15 protein-coding genes and 1 tRNA gene are annotated in these 15,949 nt (G+C 60.7%); 8 read left to right on the top strand and 8 right to left on the bottom strand.

Annotation, left to right across the window (positions count from 1 at the left end; translation table 11 throughout):
- Window positions 1–112: 112 nt before the first annotated feature.
- The 5 genes from BUC40_RS00300 to BUC40_RS00280 form a co-directional block, all read right to left on the bottom strand.
- Window positions 113–409 carry a winged helix-turn-helix domain-containing protein gene (locus BUC40_RS00300; RefSeq protein ID WP_073263802.1) on the bottom strand — a complete coding sequence of 99 codons (297 nt, stop codon included), beginning with the start codon at window positions 407–409 and terminating at the stop codon, window positions 113–115.
- Window positions 410–531: 122 nt separating this feature from the next.
- Entirely contained in the window at window positions 532–3,363 is a 2,832-nt protein-coding gene (locus BUC40_RS00295) for a valine--tRNA ligase (RefSeq protein ID WP_073261435.1), read from the bottom strand.
- A gap of 121 nt (window positions 3,364–3,484) precedes the next feature.
- Window positions 3,485–3,892, bottom strand: coding sequence for a DNA polymerase III subunit chi (locus BUC40_RS00290; protein ID WP_073261433.1), 408 nt, complete (start codon window positions 3,890–3,892; stop codon window positions 3,485–3,487).
- Window positions 3,893–3,901: 9 nt separating this feature from the next.
- The gene (locus BUC40_RS00285) at window positions 3,902–4,321 is read right to left on the bottom strand and encodes a DNA polymerase III subunit chi (protein ID WP_073261431.1); all 420 of its coding nucleotides are present in this window, start codon (window positions 4,319–4,321) and stop codon (window positions 3,902–3,904) included.
- A gap of 123 nt (window positions 4,322–4,444) precedes the next feature.
- Window positions 4,445–5,935: a leucyl aminopeptidase gene (locus BUC40_RS00280; protein WP_073261430.1), complete on the bottom strand. Its 1,491-nt coding sequence runs from the start codon at window positions 5,933–5,935 to the stop codon at window positions 4,445–4,447.
- Between the two features lie 141 nt (window positions 5,936–6,076).
- Between BUC40_RS00280 and lptF the strand changes: the two genes are divergently transcribed.
- The gene (gene lptF / locus BUC40_RS00275; RefSeq protein WP_073261428.1) at window positions 6,077–7,189 is read left to right on the top strand and encodes an LPS export ABC transporter permease LptF; all 1,113 of its coding nucleotides are present in this window, start codon (window positions 6,077–6,079) and stop codon (window positions 7,187–7,189) included.
- Window positions 7,182–8,243 carry an LPS export ABC transporter permease LptG gene (gene lptG, locus BUC40_RS00270; protein ID WP_073261426.1) on the top strand — a complete coding sequence of 354 codons (1,062 nt, stop codon included), beginning with the start codon at window positions 7,182–7,184 and terminating at the stop codon, window positions 8,241–8,243. Before lptF ends, lptG begins: the two co-directional genes overlap by 8 nt.
- 85 nt (window positions 8,244–8,328) lie before the next feature.
- Here lptG and BUC40_RS00265 read toward each other — a convergent pair whose 3' ends face one another.
- The 3 genes from BUC40_RS00265 to BUC40_RS00255 all read right to left on the bottom strand — a co-directional run bounded on the left by BUC40_RS00265 (window position 8,329) and on the right by BUC40_RS00255 (window position 9,559).
- Window positions 8,329–8,823, bottom strand: a complete 495-nt coding sequence (locus tag BUC40_RS00265; protein WP_073261421.1) for an RDD family protein — start codon at window positions 8,821–8,823, stop codon at window positions 8,329–8,331.
- A 94-nt stretch (window positions 8,824–8,917) separates the two neighbouring features.
- Complete coding sequence (locus BUC40_RS00260) at window positions 8,918–9,130, bottom strand: cold-shock protein (protein WP_010486675.1); 213 nt, start codon at window positions 9,128–9,130, stop codon at window positions 8,918–8,920.
- A gap of 344 nt (window positions 9,131–9,474) precedes the next feature.
- Window positions 9,475–9,559: transfer RNA gene (locus BUC40_RS00255), tRNA-Leu, on the bottom strand.
- Between the two features lie 113 nt (window positions 9,560–9,672).
- Between BUC40_RS00255 and queA the strand changes: the two genes are divergently transcribed.
- The 6 genes from queA (at window position 9,673) to BUC40_RS00225 (ending at window position 15,918) form a co-directional block, all read left to right on the top strand.
- Window positions 9,673–10,722 (top strand): tRNA preQ1(34) S-adenosylmethionine ribosyltransferase-isomerase QueA, encoded by a 1,050-nt coding sequence (queA, locus tag BUC40_RS00250; protein ID WP_073263800.1) that lies wholly within the window; start codon window positions 9,673–9,675, stop codon window positions 10,720–10,722.
- Window positions 10,723–10,736: 14 nt separating this feature from the next.
- Window positions 10,737–11,852, top strand: coding sequence for a tRNA guanosine(34) transglycosylase Tgt (tgt, locus tag BUC40_RS00245; protein ID WP_208605749.1), 1,116 nt, complete (start codon window positions 10,737–10,739; stop codon window positions 11,850–11,852).
- A 38-nt stretch (window positions 11,853–11,890) separates the two neighbouring features.
- Window positions 11,891–12,226, top strand: a complete 336-nt coding sequence (gene yajC / locus BUC40_RS00240) for a preprotein translocase subunit YajC (RefSeq protein WP_073261419.1) — start codon at window positions 11,891–11,893, stop codon at window positions 12,224–12,226.
- Between the two features lie 229 nt (window positions 12,227–12,455).
- On the top strand, window positions 12,456–14,324 hold the full coding sequence (secD, locus tag BUC40_RS00235; protein ID WP_073261418.1) for a protein translocase subunit SecD: 1,869 nt from the start codon (window positions 12,456–12,458) through the stop codon (window positions 14,322–14,324).
- A gap of 9 nt (window positions 14,325–14,333) precedes the next feature.
- The gene (gene secF, locus BUC40_RS00230; protein WP_073261417.1) at window positions 14,334–15,251 is read left to right on the top strand and encodes a protein translocase subunit SecF; all 918 of its coding nucleotides are present in this window, start codon (window positions 14,334–14,336) and stop codon (window positions 15,249–15,251) included.
- 124 nt (window positions 15,252–15,375) lie between these two features.
- Complete coding sequence (locus tag BUC40_RS00225; protein WP_073261415.1) at window positions 15,376–15,918, top strand: glycine zipper 2TM domain-containing protein; 543 nt, start codon at window positions 15,376–15,378, stop codon at window positions 15,916–15,918.
- Window positions 15,919–15,949 lie beyond the last annotated feature (31 nt).

Genomic DNA, 15,949 nt, shown 5'->3' with positions numbered 1-15,949 from the left:
GCCCTTCGGACCGCGCTAAAGCGCGTTACCACTAGTGGCTTTCGACCGGGCTGGCGATCCAGCCTGCTTTTAACGCGGCAGTGTCGACGTGCAGCAGTCTTTGGGCAGGTTCTCAGGGATAACCGAGCACCGTTTTGATCTGCTGCAGGTTGGCGGCAATCCAGCGTTTGTCGATGGCGCCCCAGTCGCGGATCACGTAGTGGCCGGCGTTGTTGCGCTCGCCGTCCTGCTGCTGAAATTGGCAGTCGATATCCAGCTCTTCCAACGCGATCAAGGTGTCCTGAGCGGTGCGGCGTGGCATGCCGGTGGCGGCCATCAGGGCCGGGACGCTATCGGCAGTCCCACTGTCGATCAGCCAAGCGACGTAGAGGCGGCGATAGAAACTGGTCTTGGTCTTGCTCACTTCCATTTGCATAGCCCAATCATGTGAAGAGTCGCGAGCATACTGCCTGATACCAGATGGCATGCCCATAAACGAAAACGGCCTGCCGGGTTTTCACCACGGCAGGCCGTTTTCCGTTACGCGCTGGTTTACAGGCTGGCGATCTTGCCGCGCTGCTCCACCAGATTAGCCAGGGCCTGTTCGGCTTCGGCCAGTTTGGCGCGCTCCTTCTCCAGCACCTCGGCCGGTGCCTTGGCGACGAAACCTTCGTTGGCCAGCTTGCCGCCGACCCGCTTGGCTTCACCTTCCAGGCGCTGGATTTCCTTGTCCAGGCGCGCCAGTTCGGCTTCCTTGTCGATCAGCCCGGCCATTGGCACCAGTACCTGCATGTCGCCGACCAGGGCGGTCGCGGACATTGGTGCTTCTTCGCCGGCAGCCAGCACCTTCACCGATTCGAACTTGGCCAGCTTGTTGAGCAGCGGGGCGTTGTCGTTGAGGCGGCGCAGGTCTTCGGCATTGGCGTTGGCGAGGATCACGTCGATGCGCTTGGCCATGGAGATCTTCATCTCGCCACGGATCTGCCGCACGCCGAGCATCAGCTGCTTGACCCATTCGATGTCGCCCTCGGCCGCCGCGTCGATGCGTGCCTCATTGGCCACTGGCCACGGCTGCAGCATCAGGGTGTCGCCGCTGACACCGGCCTGGCCCTTGATGCGCTGCCAGATTTCCTCGGTGATGAACGGCATGAACGGGTGAGCCAGGCGCAGGATCACTTCCAGCACACGCACCAGCGTGCGGCGGGTGCCGCGCTGGCGTTCGAGCGGCGCGTTCTCGTCCCACAGCACGGGCTTGACCAGCTCCAGGTACCAGGCGCAGTACTCGTCCCAGACGAACTCGTACAGGGCTTGGGTCGCCAGGTCGAAGCGGAAGGCGTCGAGGTGGCGGGTCACGTCCTGCTCGCAACGCTGCAGGGCGGAGATGATCCAGCGATCGACCGGTGACAGGTCGACCGCTTCGCCATTGATGCCGGTGTCCTGGCCATCGGTGTTCTCGATGACGAAGTTGGCGGCGTTCCACAGCTTGTTGCAGAAGTTGCGATAGCCCTCGACGCGGCCCATGTCGAACTTCACGTCGCGGCCGGTGGTGGCCAGCGAGCAGAAGGTGAAGCGCAGGGCGTCGGTGCCGTAGCTGGCGATGCCGTCCGGGAATTCGGCCTTGGTCTGCTTGGCGATCTTCTCGGCCAGCTTGGGCTGCATCATGCCGCTGGTGCGTTTGGCCAGCAGGGTCTCGAGGTCGATGCCGTCGACGATGTCCAGCGGATCGAGCACGTTGCCCTTGGACTTGGACATCTTCTGGCCCAGGCCGTCGCGCACCAGGCCGTGTACATAAACGGTCTTGAACGGGATCTGCTCCGTCAGGTGGGTCGACAGCATGATCATCCGGGCAACCCAGAAGAAGATGATGTCGAAACCGGTGACCAGCACGTCGGTGGGGTGATGGGTTTTCAGGAAATCGGTCTGCTCGGGCCAGCCGAGGGTGGAGAAGGTCCACAGGCCGGAGCTGAACCAGGTGTCGAGCACGTCGTCGTCCTGGCGCAGGGCGATGTCGCCCAGGTCGTGCTTGGCGCGCACTTCGGCTTCGTCGCGGCCGACATAGACGTTGCCCGCCTGGTCGTACCACGCCGGAATGCGGTGGCCCCACCACAGCTGGCGGCTGATGCACCAGTCCTGGATGTCACGCATCCAGCTGAAGTACATGTTTTCGTACTGCTTGGGTACGAACTGGATTTCGCCGTTCTCGACCACTTCGATGGCTTTCTCGGCCAGCGGCTTGGTGGACACGTACCACTGATCGGTCAGCCAGGGCTCGATGATGGTGCCGGAGCGGTCGCCCTTCGGCACTTTCAGGGCGTGGTCGTCGATGCTTTGCAGCAGACCAAGGGCGTCGAACGCGGCGACGATCTGCTTGCGCGCTTCGAAGCGATCCAGGCCGGCGTATTCGGCAGGCAGGCTGGCATCGAGCAGGGCGTTGACGCTGCCGTCGATGTTGAAGATCTGCGCGCCGGCCAGCACCTTGGCGTCCTGGTCGAAGATGTTGATCAGCGGCAGGTTGTGGCGCTTGCCGACTTCATAGTCGTTGAAGTCGTGAGCCGGGGTGATCTTCACGCAGCCGGTGCCGAATTCCGGATCGCAATAATCGTCGGCGATGATCGGGATACGGCGGCCCACCAATGGCAGCTCGACGTACTGGCCGATCAGCGCCTTGTAGCGCTCGTCGTGCGGGTTCACGGCGACGGCGGCATCACCCAGCGCGGTTTCCGGGCGTGTGGTGGCAACGATCAGGTAGTCATTGCCTTCGGCGGTCTTGTTGCCGTCGGCCAGCGGGTAGCGCAGGTTCCACAGATGGCCTTTCTCGTCGTGGCTTTCCACTTCCAGGTCGGAAATGGCGGTGTGGAACTTGGTGTCCCAGTTGACCAGACGCTTGCCGCGATAGATCAGGCCGTCTTCGTGCAGGCGTACGAAGGCTTCCTTGACCGCTTCGGACAGGCCGTCATCCATGGTGAAGCGCTCGCGCGACCAGTCCACCGACGAGCCCAGGCGGCGGATCTGCCGGGTGATGTTGCCGCCGGACTCGGCTTTCCATTCCCAGACTTTGTCGAGGAACTTCTCGCGGCCCAGATCATGACGATCGATACCCTGGGCGCCCAGTTGGCGCTCTACCACCATCTGCGTGGCGATGCCGGCGTGATCGGTGCCCGGTTGCCACAGGGTGTTGCGACCCTGCATGCGGCGGAAGCGGATCAGCGCGTCCATGATCGCGTTGTTGAAGCCGTGGCCCATGTGCAGGCTGCCGGTCACGTTCGGCGGCGGGATCATGATGGTGTAAGGCTCACCGGAGCCCTGCGGAGCGAAGTAGCCCTTCGCCTCCCAGTTTTCATACAGGGCGGTTTCGATGGCGTGGGGCTGGTAGGTCTTGTCCATGCGCGGCGGGACCCTTCTGGCGTCTGATCGGAAAAGCCGAGCAGTATAACGGACAGCTGCGCAGTTTTCTTCCGCTCTCACGGCTATCGGTCGAGCGGGAAAAACTTTCAGGGCAGGGGAGTCAGCGGCGCGGGGGCAGCAGGCGATTGAGGCGCGCCTGCAGGCGGCGCTTGAGTTCGGCCTCGATCTGCGGCACGAAGTCGTCGATCACGTCTTGCAGCAACAGCTGAGCGGCGGCACGCAATTCGCTGTCGAGGCGGTTGATCTCGTTGTCACGGCCAATCGCGCGCTGGACCGTTTGACGCAGTTCGTCTTCCGAAGCCATGCCGGCGCTGTTGCCGGGTGCCGATGGCTGTGCGGCTGGTTCTGAGACCGGGGCGCGTACGATATCGGAGAGCAGCGGGATGTCGTCAGGATCGAACTTCTCGGTCAGCAGCGGGGGGGCGAGGTCGTCATCTAGGAGCTCGCGAATCGATTCGAGATCGCTCAGCAGGGCGCCGGGTTTGTGGGGCGGGTTCAGGTTGTCCATGGCAGGGGTCTACAGTTCGACACGTTTGGGATCATAGCCGCGCTGCCGGTAGCTGCGGAAATTCTCCCGGCAGGCGGTCAGCAGGTCGGGTTCCTGGTTGACGATCTCGATCACCCGGCTGAAGCGATCGATATGCGGGCTGAGCGTGCTGCTGAGGTTGATCAGCACTGCCTGCTGCGCCTCGGGCTGTTCGTCCAGGCCGATCACCACCGGCGCTTGCGGATCATCCTGATGCAAGCCGTGGGGGATGAAGCTCTCCTGGCGGGCTCGCCAGAGCAGCTCGTCGAGTTCGTGGCATTGCGCGCTGTCGCGACCGCGCAGGAATACCGGCAGGCCATGGCGCCAGGCTTTGCCGGCGAGCTGGCAGGCAGCGCGCAGGCGTTCGGCTGGGGTGGCCGACGACAGTACGTAGAATTCGATTCGGGGCATGTGCAAAGTGTCGGGCTTCAAGCAGAAAGCTTCAAGCGAAAAGCGCAGTGGAGGTCAGCAGACAGGCTTGCGTCATCGGCGGGTGAGGGTGGCCAGGGACGGCCACCCTCGGGTCACCGGCGATCAGGCCGGCACGCGGTCGAGCAGGTACTGGGTGAGCAGCGGCACCGGGCGGCCGGTGGCGCCCTTGTCCTTGCCACCGCTGACCCAGGCAGTGCCGGCGATATCCAGGTGCGCCCACTTGTAGGCTTTGGTGAAGCGCGACAGGAAGCAGCCCGCGGTGATGGTGCCGGCTTTCGGCCCACCGATGTTGGCGATGTCGGCGAACGGGCTGTCCAGCTGCTCCTGATATTCGTCGTACAGCGGCAGTTGCCAGGCACGGTCATCGGCCTGGCGGCCGGCGGCGAGAATCTGATTGACCAGGTCATCGTCGTTGCCCATCAGGCCCGACACGTTGCTGCCCAGGGCCACGATGCAGGCGCCGGTGAGGGTGGCGATGTCGATCACCGATTGCGGCTTGAAGCGCTCGGCATAGGTCAGGGTATCGCACAGCACCAGACGGCCTTCGGCGTCGGTGTTGAGGATCTCCACGGTCTGCCCGCTCATCGTGGTGACGATATCGCCGGGACGGGTCGCGCCGCCGCTGGGCATGTTCTCGGCACAGGCCAGCAGGCACACCAGATTGATCGGCAGTTGCAGTTCGAGCACCGCGCGCAGGGTGCCGAACACGCTGGCGGCGCCGCCCATGTCGTATTTCATTTCATCCATGCCGGCGGCCGGCTTGATGCTGATGCCGCCGGTATCGAAGGTAATGCCCTTGCCGACCAGGGCGTGGGGTTTCTCGCCTTTCTTGCCGCCGTTGTATTGCATGACGATCATTCGCGGCGGCTGGTCGCTGCCTTGGGCTACGGCGAGGAATGCGCCGGCGCCGAGTGCCTGCAGCTTCTTCTCGTCGAGAATGTCGACCTTGAGGCTTTTGTGCGCCTTGGCGAGTTCCTTGGCCTGTTCGGCCAGGTAGCTGGGGTGGCAGATGTTCGGCGGCATGTTGCCCAGGTCTTTGGTCAGCGCCATGCCGATGGCGATGGCGCGTGCCTCGCGGGTGGCGCGTTCGACGGCGGCGATGTCTGCCTTGTCGGTGATCAGGGTGATCTTCTTCAGGGCGCCCGGTGTGGCCTTCTGGCTCTTGAAACGATCGAACTGGTAGCCGGCATCGGCCAGGCTTTCGACGATAAGGCGGGCTTTGCCGTGGGCGTCGCGGCCTTTTACCTGAACATCCTGCAGGGCCAGCAACGCATCGCTGCCGGCAAGATTCTTCAGTACGCCATAAACAGAGGCGATCAATTTGCGCAGTTGGCGGTCAGACAGTTCGGCGTCCTTGCCGGTGCCGACCAGCAGTACGCGCTCGGCCTTGAGGTTCGTCACGCCGTGAGCAAGCAGGGTCTGGCCGGGCTTGCCAGCCAGGTCACCACGCTTGAGCAGGGCAGCGATGGCGCCGCCGCTGGCAGCGTCCACTGCCTTGGCCGTGGCGCCGAGTTTGCCGCCCTCAGCAACCGGGATGACCAGGGTGGCGGTTTTCAGTGTTTCCGGGCGAGCGTTTTTGACGATAAATTCCATGCGTGGTGTCCCCAAGACAACGAGTCGCGAATTCAGGATAATGGCGAAAATTTTGGCCGGTGCGCTTGAACGCGCGTATCGGCATGCAGTGCGGTTAGTTTGAGCACAGCCGCCTGAGCCTGACAACCCTGGAGTGTCTGTTTGATCGTCTTCCGATATTTGTCCCGAGAGGCTCTGGTTACCTTGAGTGCGGTAAGCGCCGTGCTGCTGGTGGTCATCATGAGTGGCCGCTTTATCAAGTACCTGGCCCAGGCGGCCCAGGGCATACTCGATCCGAGCGTGCTGTTCCTGATCATGGGCTTTCGCCTGCCCGGTTTTCTGCAGCTGATTCTGCCCCTCGGCCTGTTCCTGGGCTTTTTGCTGGCATACGGGCGGCTGTATCTGGACAGCGAGATGACCGTACTGTCGGCCACTGGTATGAGCCAGCAGCGGCTGTTTCTCTACAGCCTGGCGCCCGCCGCGGTGGTGGCGTTGCTGGTGGCCTGGCTGAGCATGGGCCTGGCACCTCAGGGTGTCACCCAGGTGGCCAGGATCCTCAATCAGCAGGAGGCGTTGACCGAATTCGACACCCTGGTGCCCGGGCGCTTCCAGTCGATGCGCAACGGCTCGCGGGTCACCTACACCCGTGACCTGTCGGAAGACCGCACCGAGTTGGGCGGCATCTTCATCTCCGACAAGCGCGTATCCCGCGCGGGCGACAAGGATCGTGGCATCAGCGTGCTGGTTGCCGAAAGTGGGCGCCAGGAAGTGCAGCCCGATGGCAGCCGCTACCTGATCCTGGAAAACGGTTACCGTTATGACGGCAATCCGGGGCAGGCCGACTATCGGGTGATTCAGTACGACACCTATGGCGTGCTGTTGCCCAAGCCGTCGGTGGCTGCGGATATCAGCGAGCGTGAGGCTATCCCAACCTCGCAGTTGATCGGCAGTGATGATTCGCGCCTGCAGTCTGAATTGCAGTGGCGTCTGTCACTTCCGCTGCTGGTCTTCATCATTACCCTGATGGCGGTGCCGTTGTCGCGGGTCAATCCACGCCAGGGTCGCTTCCTCAAACTGTTGCCGGCGATTCTTCTGTACATGACCTATCTCGGCCTGCTGGTAGCTGCCCGTAGCGCCCTGGACAAGGGGCGTATCCCGCCTTACCTCGGGCTGTGGGGCGTGCACCTGTTGTTCCTGCTGATCGGTCTGGCACTGCTCTACTGGGAGCCGTTGCGTTTGAAGATGGTAAGCCGCCGGGAGAACGCTCGTGGTTAAGCTGGATCGTTACATCGGCGTGCAGGTGCTGTTCGCCATTCTGGCTGTGCTCGGCATCATCGTCGGCCTGGCGCTGCTGTTCGCGTTCATCGACGAGTTGGGCGATATCGAGGGCAGCTATGGCATCGGCGACGCACTCTGGTACGTACTGCTGACCGCACCGCGGCGTATCTACGACATGCTGCCGATGGCGGCGCTGGTGGGGTGCCTGATCGGCCTGGGTACGCTGGCCAGTAACAGCGAGCTGACCATCATGCGTGCAGCTGGTGTGTCCATCGGTCGTATCGTCTGGGGCGTGATGAAACCCATGCTGGCGCTGATGCTGGTGGGCATTCTGATCGGTGAATACGTGGCGCCCTGGACCGAAAACCAGGCGCAGGCCAGCCGCTCCATGGCGCAGGGTGGTGGCGAAGCGCAAACTGCCAAGCGCGGCTTGTGGCACCGTCAGGGCCAGGAGTTCGTGCACATCAACGCCGTGCAGCCCGGTGGTGTGCTGTTTGGCGTGACCCGCTATCGCTTCGACGATAAGCGCCAGTTGGAGTCGTCGAGCTTCGCGCGTCGTGCGACCTATGAAGGCAATTATTGGGAGCTGGAAGATGTAGCGACCACGCTGTTCCATGATCGCCGTACCGAGGTAGTCAAGGCGCCGACCGAGCGCTGGGATATCGAACTCAGCCCGCAATTGCTCGGCACTGTGGTGCTGGAGCCTGAAGCGCTGTCGGTCACTGGCTTGTGGAGCTACATCCATTACCTGAAAGAGCAGGGCCTGAACAACGGTAATTACTGGCTGGCGTTCTGGACCAAAGTGCTGCAGCCGCTGGTCACCGCTGCGCTGGTGCTGATGGCCATCTCCTTCATCTTTGGTCCGCTGCGCTCGGTGACGCTGGGGCAGCGAGTGTTCACCGGCGTACTGGTGGGCTTCGTATTCCGCATCGCCCAGGATCTGCTCGGGCCAGCGAGCCTGGTATTCGGCTTCTCGCCGCTGCTTGCCGTGCTGATTCCAGCAGGTATCTGCGCGATTGGCGGGCTCTGGTTGCTTCGCAGGGCCGGCTGATCCGTCGCGCACCTGTCGTAAGGCAGGTGCGCAGTTTCACTCTTCGTCTCTTATCCCGCGCTCGCGGTGATTTCTACGCTTGCTGCTATTTACGGTGCGCATGCTTTGGCAGCTGCACCGTGATGCTGTTCGAGTACAGGTCATGCCAGCTGCGCTTGCGGCTGTCGAACAGCACCCACAGATAGCCCAGGCCCAGCATCAGTCCGGAAAGTATCGCCACCAGAAAGCGCAGCAGTGCCTGCCAGAGGCTGATTGCGGTGCCGTCTGCATTTTGTACGCGGATGCCCCATACCTGCATGCCCAGTGTCTGCCCACCATGTGTCCAGAACTTGGCGAAAAAACCGAACAGGCTGAACAGCAGCAGGGTGGAAAGCAGTGGATCGCCGTCCAGAGCGCCAGCGTCCGACCATTGCCGTAGCTGCGTCTCGCCGTAGATGCCCATCTGAATCAGCTTGTAGGCGAAGGCGACGACGATAAGCAGGGCAATGCACAGAAAGCTGTCGTACAGCATCGCAGCCAGGCGGCGGCTTAGGCCGGCAGGCTGATAGTCGCCTTGCGGGCGTAACGCAGGTTTGGACATGGGGTGCTCATGAAAAGGGCGCATGGAGAGCGGATACTAAGTTGCGGGCATAAAAAAACCCCTGACGTGAGTCAGGGGTTTTTTGAGCAGCGGCTTATTCCTGGACTTGAACCTGGTCAGCCTGCATGCCTTTTTGACCTTGTACAGCAACGAAGCTAACTTTCTGGCCTTCTTTCAGGCTCTTGAAGCCGTTACCTTCGATAGCGCGGAAATGTACGAACAGATCCGGACCGCTTTCTGGAGTGATAAAACCAAAACCTTTCTCGTCGTTAAACCACTTGACGGTACCGTTCTGACGATTCGACATGTTTCATTTCCTTGGAACTAGAGTTGATGACAGCCTCCATGTGTAGAGGACTGAAGACTGGTTGCAAGGAGTGTTGGAAGTCGAACGGGATGTAGCGGATCTGGATCGATCTACTGCATCAGGTCACGAATTTCGGCGACCCATGCAAACACAGTGGCTGAACTCTACGCTAACTTTTGCGCAAATGCCAACCCCTCGGGCACGCATAAACCCACGTAAATTTCGCGAGTCTTTGGGGCTGATTTGTGATGGGTTTTTATAATGGACGAAGCATGTGCATCGAGGCGATGCACGGCACTGTTTTAGTGCGAACTGTCACAAGCTGGTAACAGTTGAAGGATATATGGTGCCCCGGGGGAGACTCGAACTCCCACTTCTTTCGAAAACGGATTTTGAATCCGCCGCGTCTACCGGTTCCGCCACCGGGGCACAATGGCGGCGCAGTATAGGGAGCAAGATGCCATTGGTCAATGCACTTGCGTGGTCAGATTACGGGAATTCCGGTAAGCTGCTCCGCCCTGCAGTACGACACCTTTTCCATCATGCGCGTTGCCGACTTTCATTTCGATCTGCCTGACGCGCAGATCGCCCGCCATCCCCTCTCCGAACGCCGCGCCAGCCGACTGCTGATTGTCGACGGTGCCAGCGGTGCGCTCGCACATCGGCAGTTTGCCGACCTGCTCGAATACCTGCGCCCCGGCGACCTGATGGTGTTCAACAATACTCGTGTCATACCGGCGCGGCTGTTCGGGCAGAAAGCCACCGGCGGCAAACTGGAAATATTGATCGAGCGGGTGCTCGATGAGCATCGGGTGCTGGCGCATGTGCGTTCTAGCAAGTCGCCAAAGCCGGGCTCGATGATCGAGATCGATGGTGGTGGACAGGCGCAAATGCTGGCGCGCCACGATGCCTTGTTCGAGCTGGGTTTCGACGAGCCAGTGTTGCCGCTGCTCGAGCGTGTTGGGCACATGCCGCTCCCTCCTTATATAGACCGCCCGGACGAAGACGCGGATCGCGAGCGCTATCAGACCGTCTACGCGCAGAAGGCCGGTGCCGTTGCTGCGCCGACTGCCGGCCTGCATTTCGATGAAGAACTGCTGGCCGCATTGCGCGAGAAGGGCGTCGAAAGCGTCTTCGTCACCTTGCATGTCGGCGCCGGTACGTTCCAGCCGGTGCGCGTCGAGCGTATCGAAGATCACCACATGCACAGCGAGTGGCTCGAGGTTAGCCAGGATGTGGTCGATGCCGTGCAGGCCTGTCGTGCCCGCGGTGGTCGAGTGGTTGCCGTGGGCACTACCAGCGTTCGCTCTCTCGAAAGCGCTGCTCGTGATGGCGAGTTGAAGCCGTTCAGCGGCGATACCGATATCTTCATCTACCCGGGCCGGCCCTTTCATGTGGTCGATGCCCTAGTCACCAACTTCCACCTACCGGAGTCGACCCTGCTGATGCTGGTTTCGGCTTTTGCCGGTTATCCCGAAACCATGGCGGCATATGCCGAGGCCGTGGCCGAGGGTTATCGCTTCTTCAGTTACGGTGATGCCATGTTCATCACCCGCAATCCCGCGCCGCGCGGGCCCGAGGATTCCGTATGACGCGCTCCTGCCGCATGTCCTTCGAACTGCTTGCCACCGATGGCAAAGCCCGCCGTGGTCGCCTGACGTTCCCGCGCGGTGTGGTGGAAACGCCAGCCTTCATGCCGGTCGGCACCTATGGCACGGTCAAGGGCATGTTGCCGCGTGATATTGAAGCCATCGGCGCGCAGATCATTCTCGGCAATACCTTCCACCTGTGGCTGCGCCCAGGTACGGAAGTCATCAAACGCCACGGCGACCTGCATGATTTCATGCAGTGGCAGGGGCCGATCCTCACCGACTCTGGCGGTTTCCAGGTGTTCAGCCTGGGCGCGATGCGCAAGATCAAGGAGGAGGGCGTGACATTCGCCTCGCCGGTTGATGGCTCCAAGGTGTTCATGGGGCCGGAAGAGTCCATGCAGGTGCAGCGCGACCTGGGCTCGGACATCGTGATGATCTTCGACGAATGCACGCCGTACCCGGCCGAGTTCGACGTGGCCAAGACCTCCATGGAGCTGTCGCTGCGTTGGGCCAAGCGCTCCAAGGTCGCCCATGGCGAAAGCACCGCTGCGCTGTTCGGCATCGTCCAGGGCGGCATGCACGAGTCGCTGCGCATGCGTTCGCTGGAAGGCCTGAACGAACTGGAGTTCGACGGCCTGGCTATCGGCGGTCTGTCGGTCGGTGAGCCGAAAGAAGAGATGATCAAGGTGCTCGACTATCTGCCCGGGCAGATGCCGAGTGACAAGCCGCGCTATTTGATGGGCGTCGGCAAGCCGGAAGACCTGGTCGAAGGTGTGCGCCGTGGCGTGGACATGTTCGACTGCGTGATGCCGACCCGCAACGCACGCAACGGCCATCTGTTCATCGACACCGGTGTGCTGAAAATCCGCAATGCGTTTCACCGTCACGATGACTCGCCGCTCGATCCGACCTGCGACTGTTACACCTGCAAACACTTCTCGCGTGCCTATCTGCACCATTTGGATAAGTGCGGCGAAATGCTCGGCAGCATGTTGAATACAATCCACAACTTGCGTCATTACCAGCGCCTCATGGCTGGTTTGCGCGAGGCAATTCAACAGGGTACATTGGCCTCCTTTGTCGATGCCTTCTACGCCCGGCGCGGCCTGCCAACGCCGCCGCTGGACTGATTTTCGATGGCCAAAATATCTTTCAACAGGAGTGTCAAATGAGCTTTTTTATTCCCGCTGCCTACGCTGATGCCGCTGGCCCTGCTGCCGGCCCAGCCGGTACCGGTTTCGAGTGGATCTTCCTGGTCGGCTTTCTGGTCATCTTCTATCTGATGATCTGGCGGCCTCAGGCCAAACGCGCCAAGGATCACAAGAGCCTGCTCGGTAACCTGCAAAAAGGTGACGAAGTGGTGACCTCTGGTGGTATAGCCGGCAAGGTTTCGAAGGTGAGCGACGACTTCGTGGTTATCGAAGTGTCCGACACCGTTGAGCTGAAGATCCAGAAAGCAGCCGTTGCGGCAACTCTGCCCAAGGGCACGCTGAAAGCCATCTGATCACGGTTGAAAAACTACCTGCGCTGCCATCGCTGCGTTAGAGACAGGCTCGGAATGCTCATTTACACCAGTAAAGTCGTTCGCGACTCCGACCGCTTCCTCGCCTTTCTCTGCCTAGCGCTGGCTGCCGCGCCTACGTTTTTCAGCGGTTTGTTAAGTCTCTGTTCCAGTTTTATCCATCCCGCGGGGCGCACATTGCGCCCCGCGTCATAAGCGGGCGGCGTCATTCATGCTCAACAAATACCCTTTGTGGAAGTACCTGCTGATCGCAGCTGTGCTGATCATCAGTCTGATTTATTCCGCACCTAATCTTTACCCCGATGATCCGGCGATCCAGATCAGCGGGGCCAGCTCAGCGCAGACCATCGCTCAAGCCGATCTCGACCGCGTCAGCAAATCGCTGAGCGAGGCGGGCATCGAGGTCAAGGCATCGAGCGTTGGCGAGCATGGCCGTAGCGGCCTGATTCGCCTGACTAGCCAAGGCGACCAGCTGCCGGCCAAGGATGTCGTGCGCAAGGCGCTCGGCGACAATTACGTAGTCGCCCTGAACCTGGCACAGACCACCCCCGAGTGGCTGCGCAAGGTCGGCGCGAGCCCTATGAAGCTTGGTCTCGACCTGTCCGGCGGTGTGCACTTCCTGCTCGAAGTCGATATGGACAAGGCTCTGGAAGTTCGTCGCCAGGTTTACGAGGGTGAGCTCAAGAGCCTTCTGCGTAAGGAACGTGTGCGTTATCGCAGCATGCCGCAGCAAGGCGGCGCCATTCAGCTGGGCTTCGCGGACAGCGACACGCTGGACAAGGCCGAGCAACTGATCCGCAAGGATTACAAGGATTTTGAGCTCAACGCTCAGGAGCGTGGTGGCCAGCAGGTGCTGCGCGTCACCCTGACGCCGGCCAAGATCGCCGAAATTCGTGAGTACTCGATTCGCCAGAACTTGACCACCGTGCGTAACCGGGTCAACGAACTGGGCGTTGCCGAGCCTCTGGTGCAGCGCCAAGGCGCCAACCGCATCGTGGTCGAGTTGCCAGGCGTGCAGGACACTGCCGAAGCCAAGCGTATTCTCGGCAAGACCGCTAACCTTGAGTTCCGTCTGGCGGCTGATCCAAATGCGCCGCGCGGCACTACCGAGCAGTTCGGTTTCCGTGAGGAAGGTCGTCCGCCAGTGCAGCTCGAGCGTGAGCTGATCATCACCGGTGACCAGGTGACCGACGCTCAGGCCAGCTTTGACGAGAATGGTCGCCCGCAAGTGAACATCCGTCTGGATGGTCACGGCGGTGACCTGATGAACCGCGCGACCCGCACCAATGTCGGGCGCAGTATGGCGGTGATATTCATCGAGCAGCGCCCGCAGACGCGCTATGTCAAACAGATAGTCGATGGCGTCGAGAAGGAAGTGCAGGTCGACTCCTTCAAGGAAGAAAAGCAAATCATCAGTCTGGCGACCATTCAGTCGCCGTTGGGTAGTCAATTCCGTATCACTGGTCTGAATGGCCAGGGCGAGTCGTCCGAGCTGGCGCTGTTGTTGCGCGCTGGTGGTCTGGCTGCGCCGATGTACTTCGCTGAAGAGCGCACCATTGGCCCTAGCCTGGGTGCCGAAAACATCGTCAAGGGCATCGAGTCCACCGAGTGGGCGATGATCTTCGTATCGCTGTTCATTATCGCTATCTACCGCTTCTTTGGTGTGCTGGCCACCGTGGCGCTGGCGTTCAACCTGACCCTGCTGGTCGGCCTGATGTCGGTGATCGGTGCCACGCTGACGCTTCCGGGCATTGCCGGTATCGTGCTGACGCTGGGTATGGCGGTCGACGCCAACGTGCTTATCTTCTCGCGGATTCGCGAAGAGCTGGCCAGGGGTCTATCGGTTCAGCGGGCGATACATGAAGGTTTCGATCGCGCCTATTCGGCAATTCTCGACAGTAACCTGACCACCCTGTTGGTTGGCGCGATTCTGTTCGCGCTGGGCACCGGTCCGGTGAAAGGGTTCGCGGTAACGTTGTCGCTGGGCATTATTACCTCGATGTTCACGGCGATCATGTTCACCCGTGGCATGGTCAACCTGATCTTCGGTGGCCGTAACTTCAAGAAATTGTGGATTTAAGGTGAAGTCATGAAGTTGCCAACCCGCATTCCCTTCATGGCGATACGCAACATCGCGTTCGCCATTACCGTGGTTATCAGCCTCATCGGCCTGGGTAGCCTGTTCAAGCATGGCCTCAATTTCGGTCTGGATTTCACTGGCGGTACGCTGATCGAGCTGACTTACGATAAGCCGGCTGATCTGGAGCTGATCAAGCGTGAGCTTGGCCAGGTCGGTTACAGCGACGCCGTTGTGCAGAGCTTCGGCTCCACCACCGACGTACTGGTTCGTCTGGCCGGTGATTCGCCTGACCTGGGCAATGAAGTGGCCACCGCACTACGCAAGATCGACGATACCTCGTTCGAGGTGAAGCGCGTCGAATTCGTCGGCCCGCAGGTGGGTGAGGAGCTGCGTGACCAGGGCGGCCTGGCCATGCTGCTGGCGCTGGGAGGCATCCTGCTGTACCTGGCCTTTCGCTTCCAGTGGAAGTTCGGCGTCGGCGCAGTCGGTTCCCTGGCTCACGACATCATCGTTACGCTCGGCATCTTGGCCTTCTTCAAGGTGCCGTTCGACCTTACCGTGTTGGCTGCTGTGCTGGCGATGGTCGGCTACTCGCTGAACGACACCATCATCATCTACGACCGCATTCGCGAAAACTTCAGAGTGATGCGCAAGGCCGACATTATCGAAAATATTGACGTTTCGGTGACTCAGACCTTATTGCGTACCATTGCTACGTCGCTGTCGACCGCCTTGGCGCTGATCGCGTTGCTGGTATTCGGTGGTGACAGCCTGGGCGGCTTCGCGTTAACCCTGCTGATCGGTGTGGTAGTGGGTACCTACTCTTCGGTATATATCAGTGCGCCGGTGCTCATCTGGTTGAAGCTGACCTCTGAGGATCTGATTCCTCCAGCGGCTGATGCTGAGGGTGTCGACGATCGCCCATAAAGCGTGATTCGTTCATCATCTGCACGTCACTAAAGACGGGCGACAAGGGAACTTGTCGCCCGTTTTGCATTTCCAAGGCTGGGAGTAAGGCGCATAGGCGCTGCGTTGTGATCAGGAGAATCGCATGAACAAGTCATTGTTGGTTGGTGCTGTACTGGGTGCCGTCGGTGTTACTGCGGGTGGCGCTGTCGCGACCTACAGTTTGGTCGGCGGGCCGAAGTATGCCGAGGTGCTGGCAGTCAAGCCGGTAACCGAAACCATCAAGACCCCGCGTGAAGAATGCCGTGACGTTGCCGTGACCCGTCAGCGTCCCGTACAGGATCAACACCAGATCGCCGGTACCGCAATCGGTGCCGTGGTCGGCGGCCTGCTGGGCAATCAGGTGGGCGGTGGTAACGGTAAGAAAATTGCGACTGTCGCCGGTGCTGTAGGTGGTGGTTATGCTGGTAACAAGGTGCAGGAAGGCATGCAGGCGCGTGACACCTACACTACCACCGAAACCCGTTGCAAAACCGTCAACGACACCAGTGAGAAGATCGTTGGTTACGATGTGAAATACGATCTGGATGGCAAGGTTGGCCGCGTGCGTATGGATGAAGAACCGGGCAGCAAAATCCCGGTTCGTGACGGCAAGGTTGTAGTTGCCAGCTCCGAGGCTGACGAGTAATTCGTCTAGCTGGATTAAAAGGCGCTCTTCG

Origin of the sequence: Phytopseudomonas punonensis (assembly GCF_900142655.1) — a bacterium.
Lineage (GTDB): Bacteria > Pseudomonadota > Gammaproteobacteria > Pseudomonadales > Pseudomonadaceae > Aquipseudomonas > Aquipseudomonas punonensis.
This window is presented reverse-complemented; position numbering and strand designations above follow the sequence as displayed.

Bases quoted from the DNA above. Each gene is read 5' to 3' on its own strand.
- BUC40_RS00300 (WP_073263802.1), bottom strand. From the start codon at position 409: ATGGAAGTGAGCAAGACCAAGACCAGTTTCTATCGCCGCCTCTACGTC.
- BUC40_RS00295 (WP_073261435.1), bottom strand. From the start codon at position 3,363: ATGGACAAGACCTACCAGCCCCACGCCATCGAAACCGCCCTGTATGAA.
- BUC40_RS00290 (WP_073261433.1), bottom strand. From the start codon at position 3,892: ATGGACAACCTGAACCCGCCCCACAAACCCGGCGCCCTGCTGAGCGAT.
- BUC40_RS00285 (WP_073261431.1), bottom strand. From the start codon at position 4,321: ATGCCCCGAATCGAATTCTACGTACTGTCGTCGGCCACCCCAGCCGAA.
- BUC40_RS00280 (WP_073261430.1), bottom strand. From the start codon at position 5,935: ATGGAATTTATCGTCAAAAACGCTCGCCCGGAAACACTGAAAACCGCC.
- BUC40_RS00265 (WP_073261421.1), bottom strand. From the start codon at position 8,823: ATGTCCAAACCTGCGTTACGCCCGCAAGGCGACTATCAGCCTGCCGGC.
- BUC40_RS00260 (WP_010486675.1), bottom strand. From the start codon at position 9,130: ATGTCGAATCGTCAGAACGGTACCGTCAAGTGGTTTAACGACGAGAAA.
- queA (WP_073263800.1), top strand. From the start codon at position 9,673: ATGCGCGTTGCCGACTTTCATTTCGATCTGCCTGACGCGCAGATCGCC.
- tgt (WP_208605749.1), top strand. From the start codon at position 10,737: ATGTCCTTCGAACTGCTTGCCACCGATGGCAAAGCCCGCCGTGGTCGC.
- yajC (WP_073261419.1), top strand. From the start codon at position 11,891: ATGAGCTTTTTTATTCCCGCTGCCTACGCTGATGCCGCTGGCCCTGCT.
- secD (WP_073261418.1), top strand. From the start codon at position 12,456: ATGCTCAACAAATACCCTTTGTGGAAGTACCTGCTGATCGCAGCTGTG.
- secF (WP_073261417.1), top strand. From the start codon at position 14,334: ATGAAGTTGCCAACCCGCATTCCCTTCATGGCGATACGCAACATCGCG.
- BUC40_RS00225 (WP_073261415.1), top strand. From the start codon at position 15,376: ATGAACAAGTCATTGTTGGTTGGTGCTGTACTGGGTGCCGTCGGTGTT.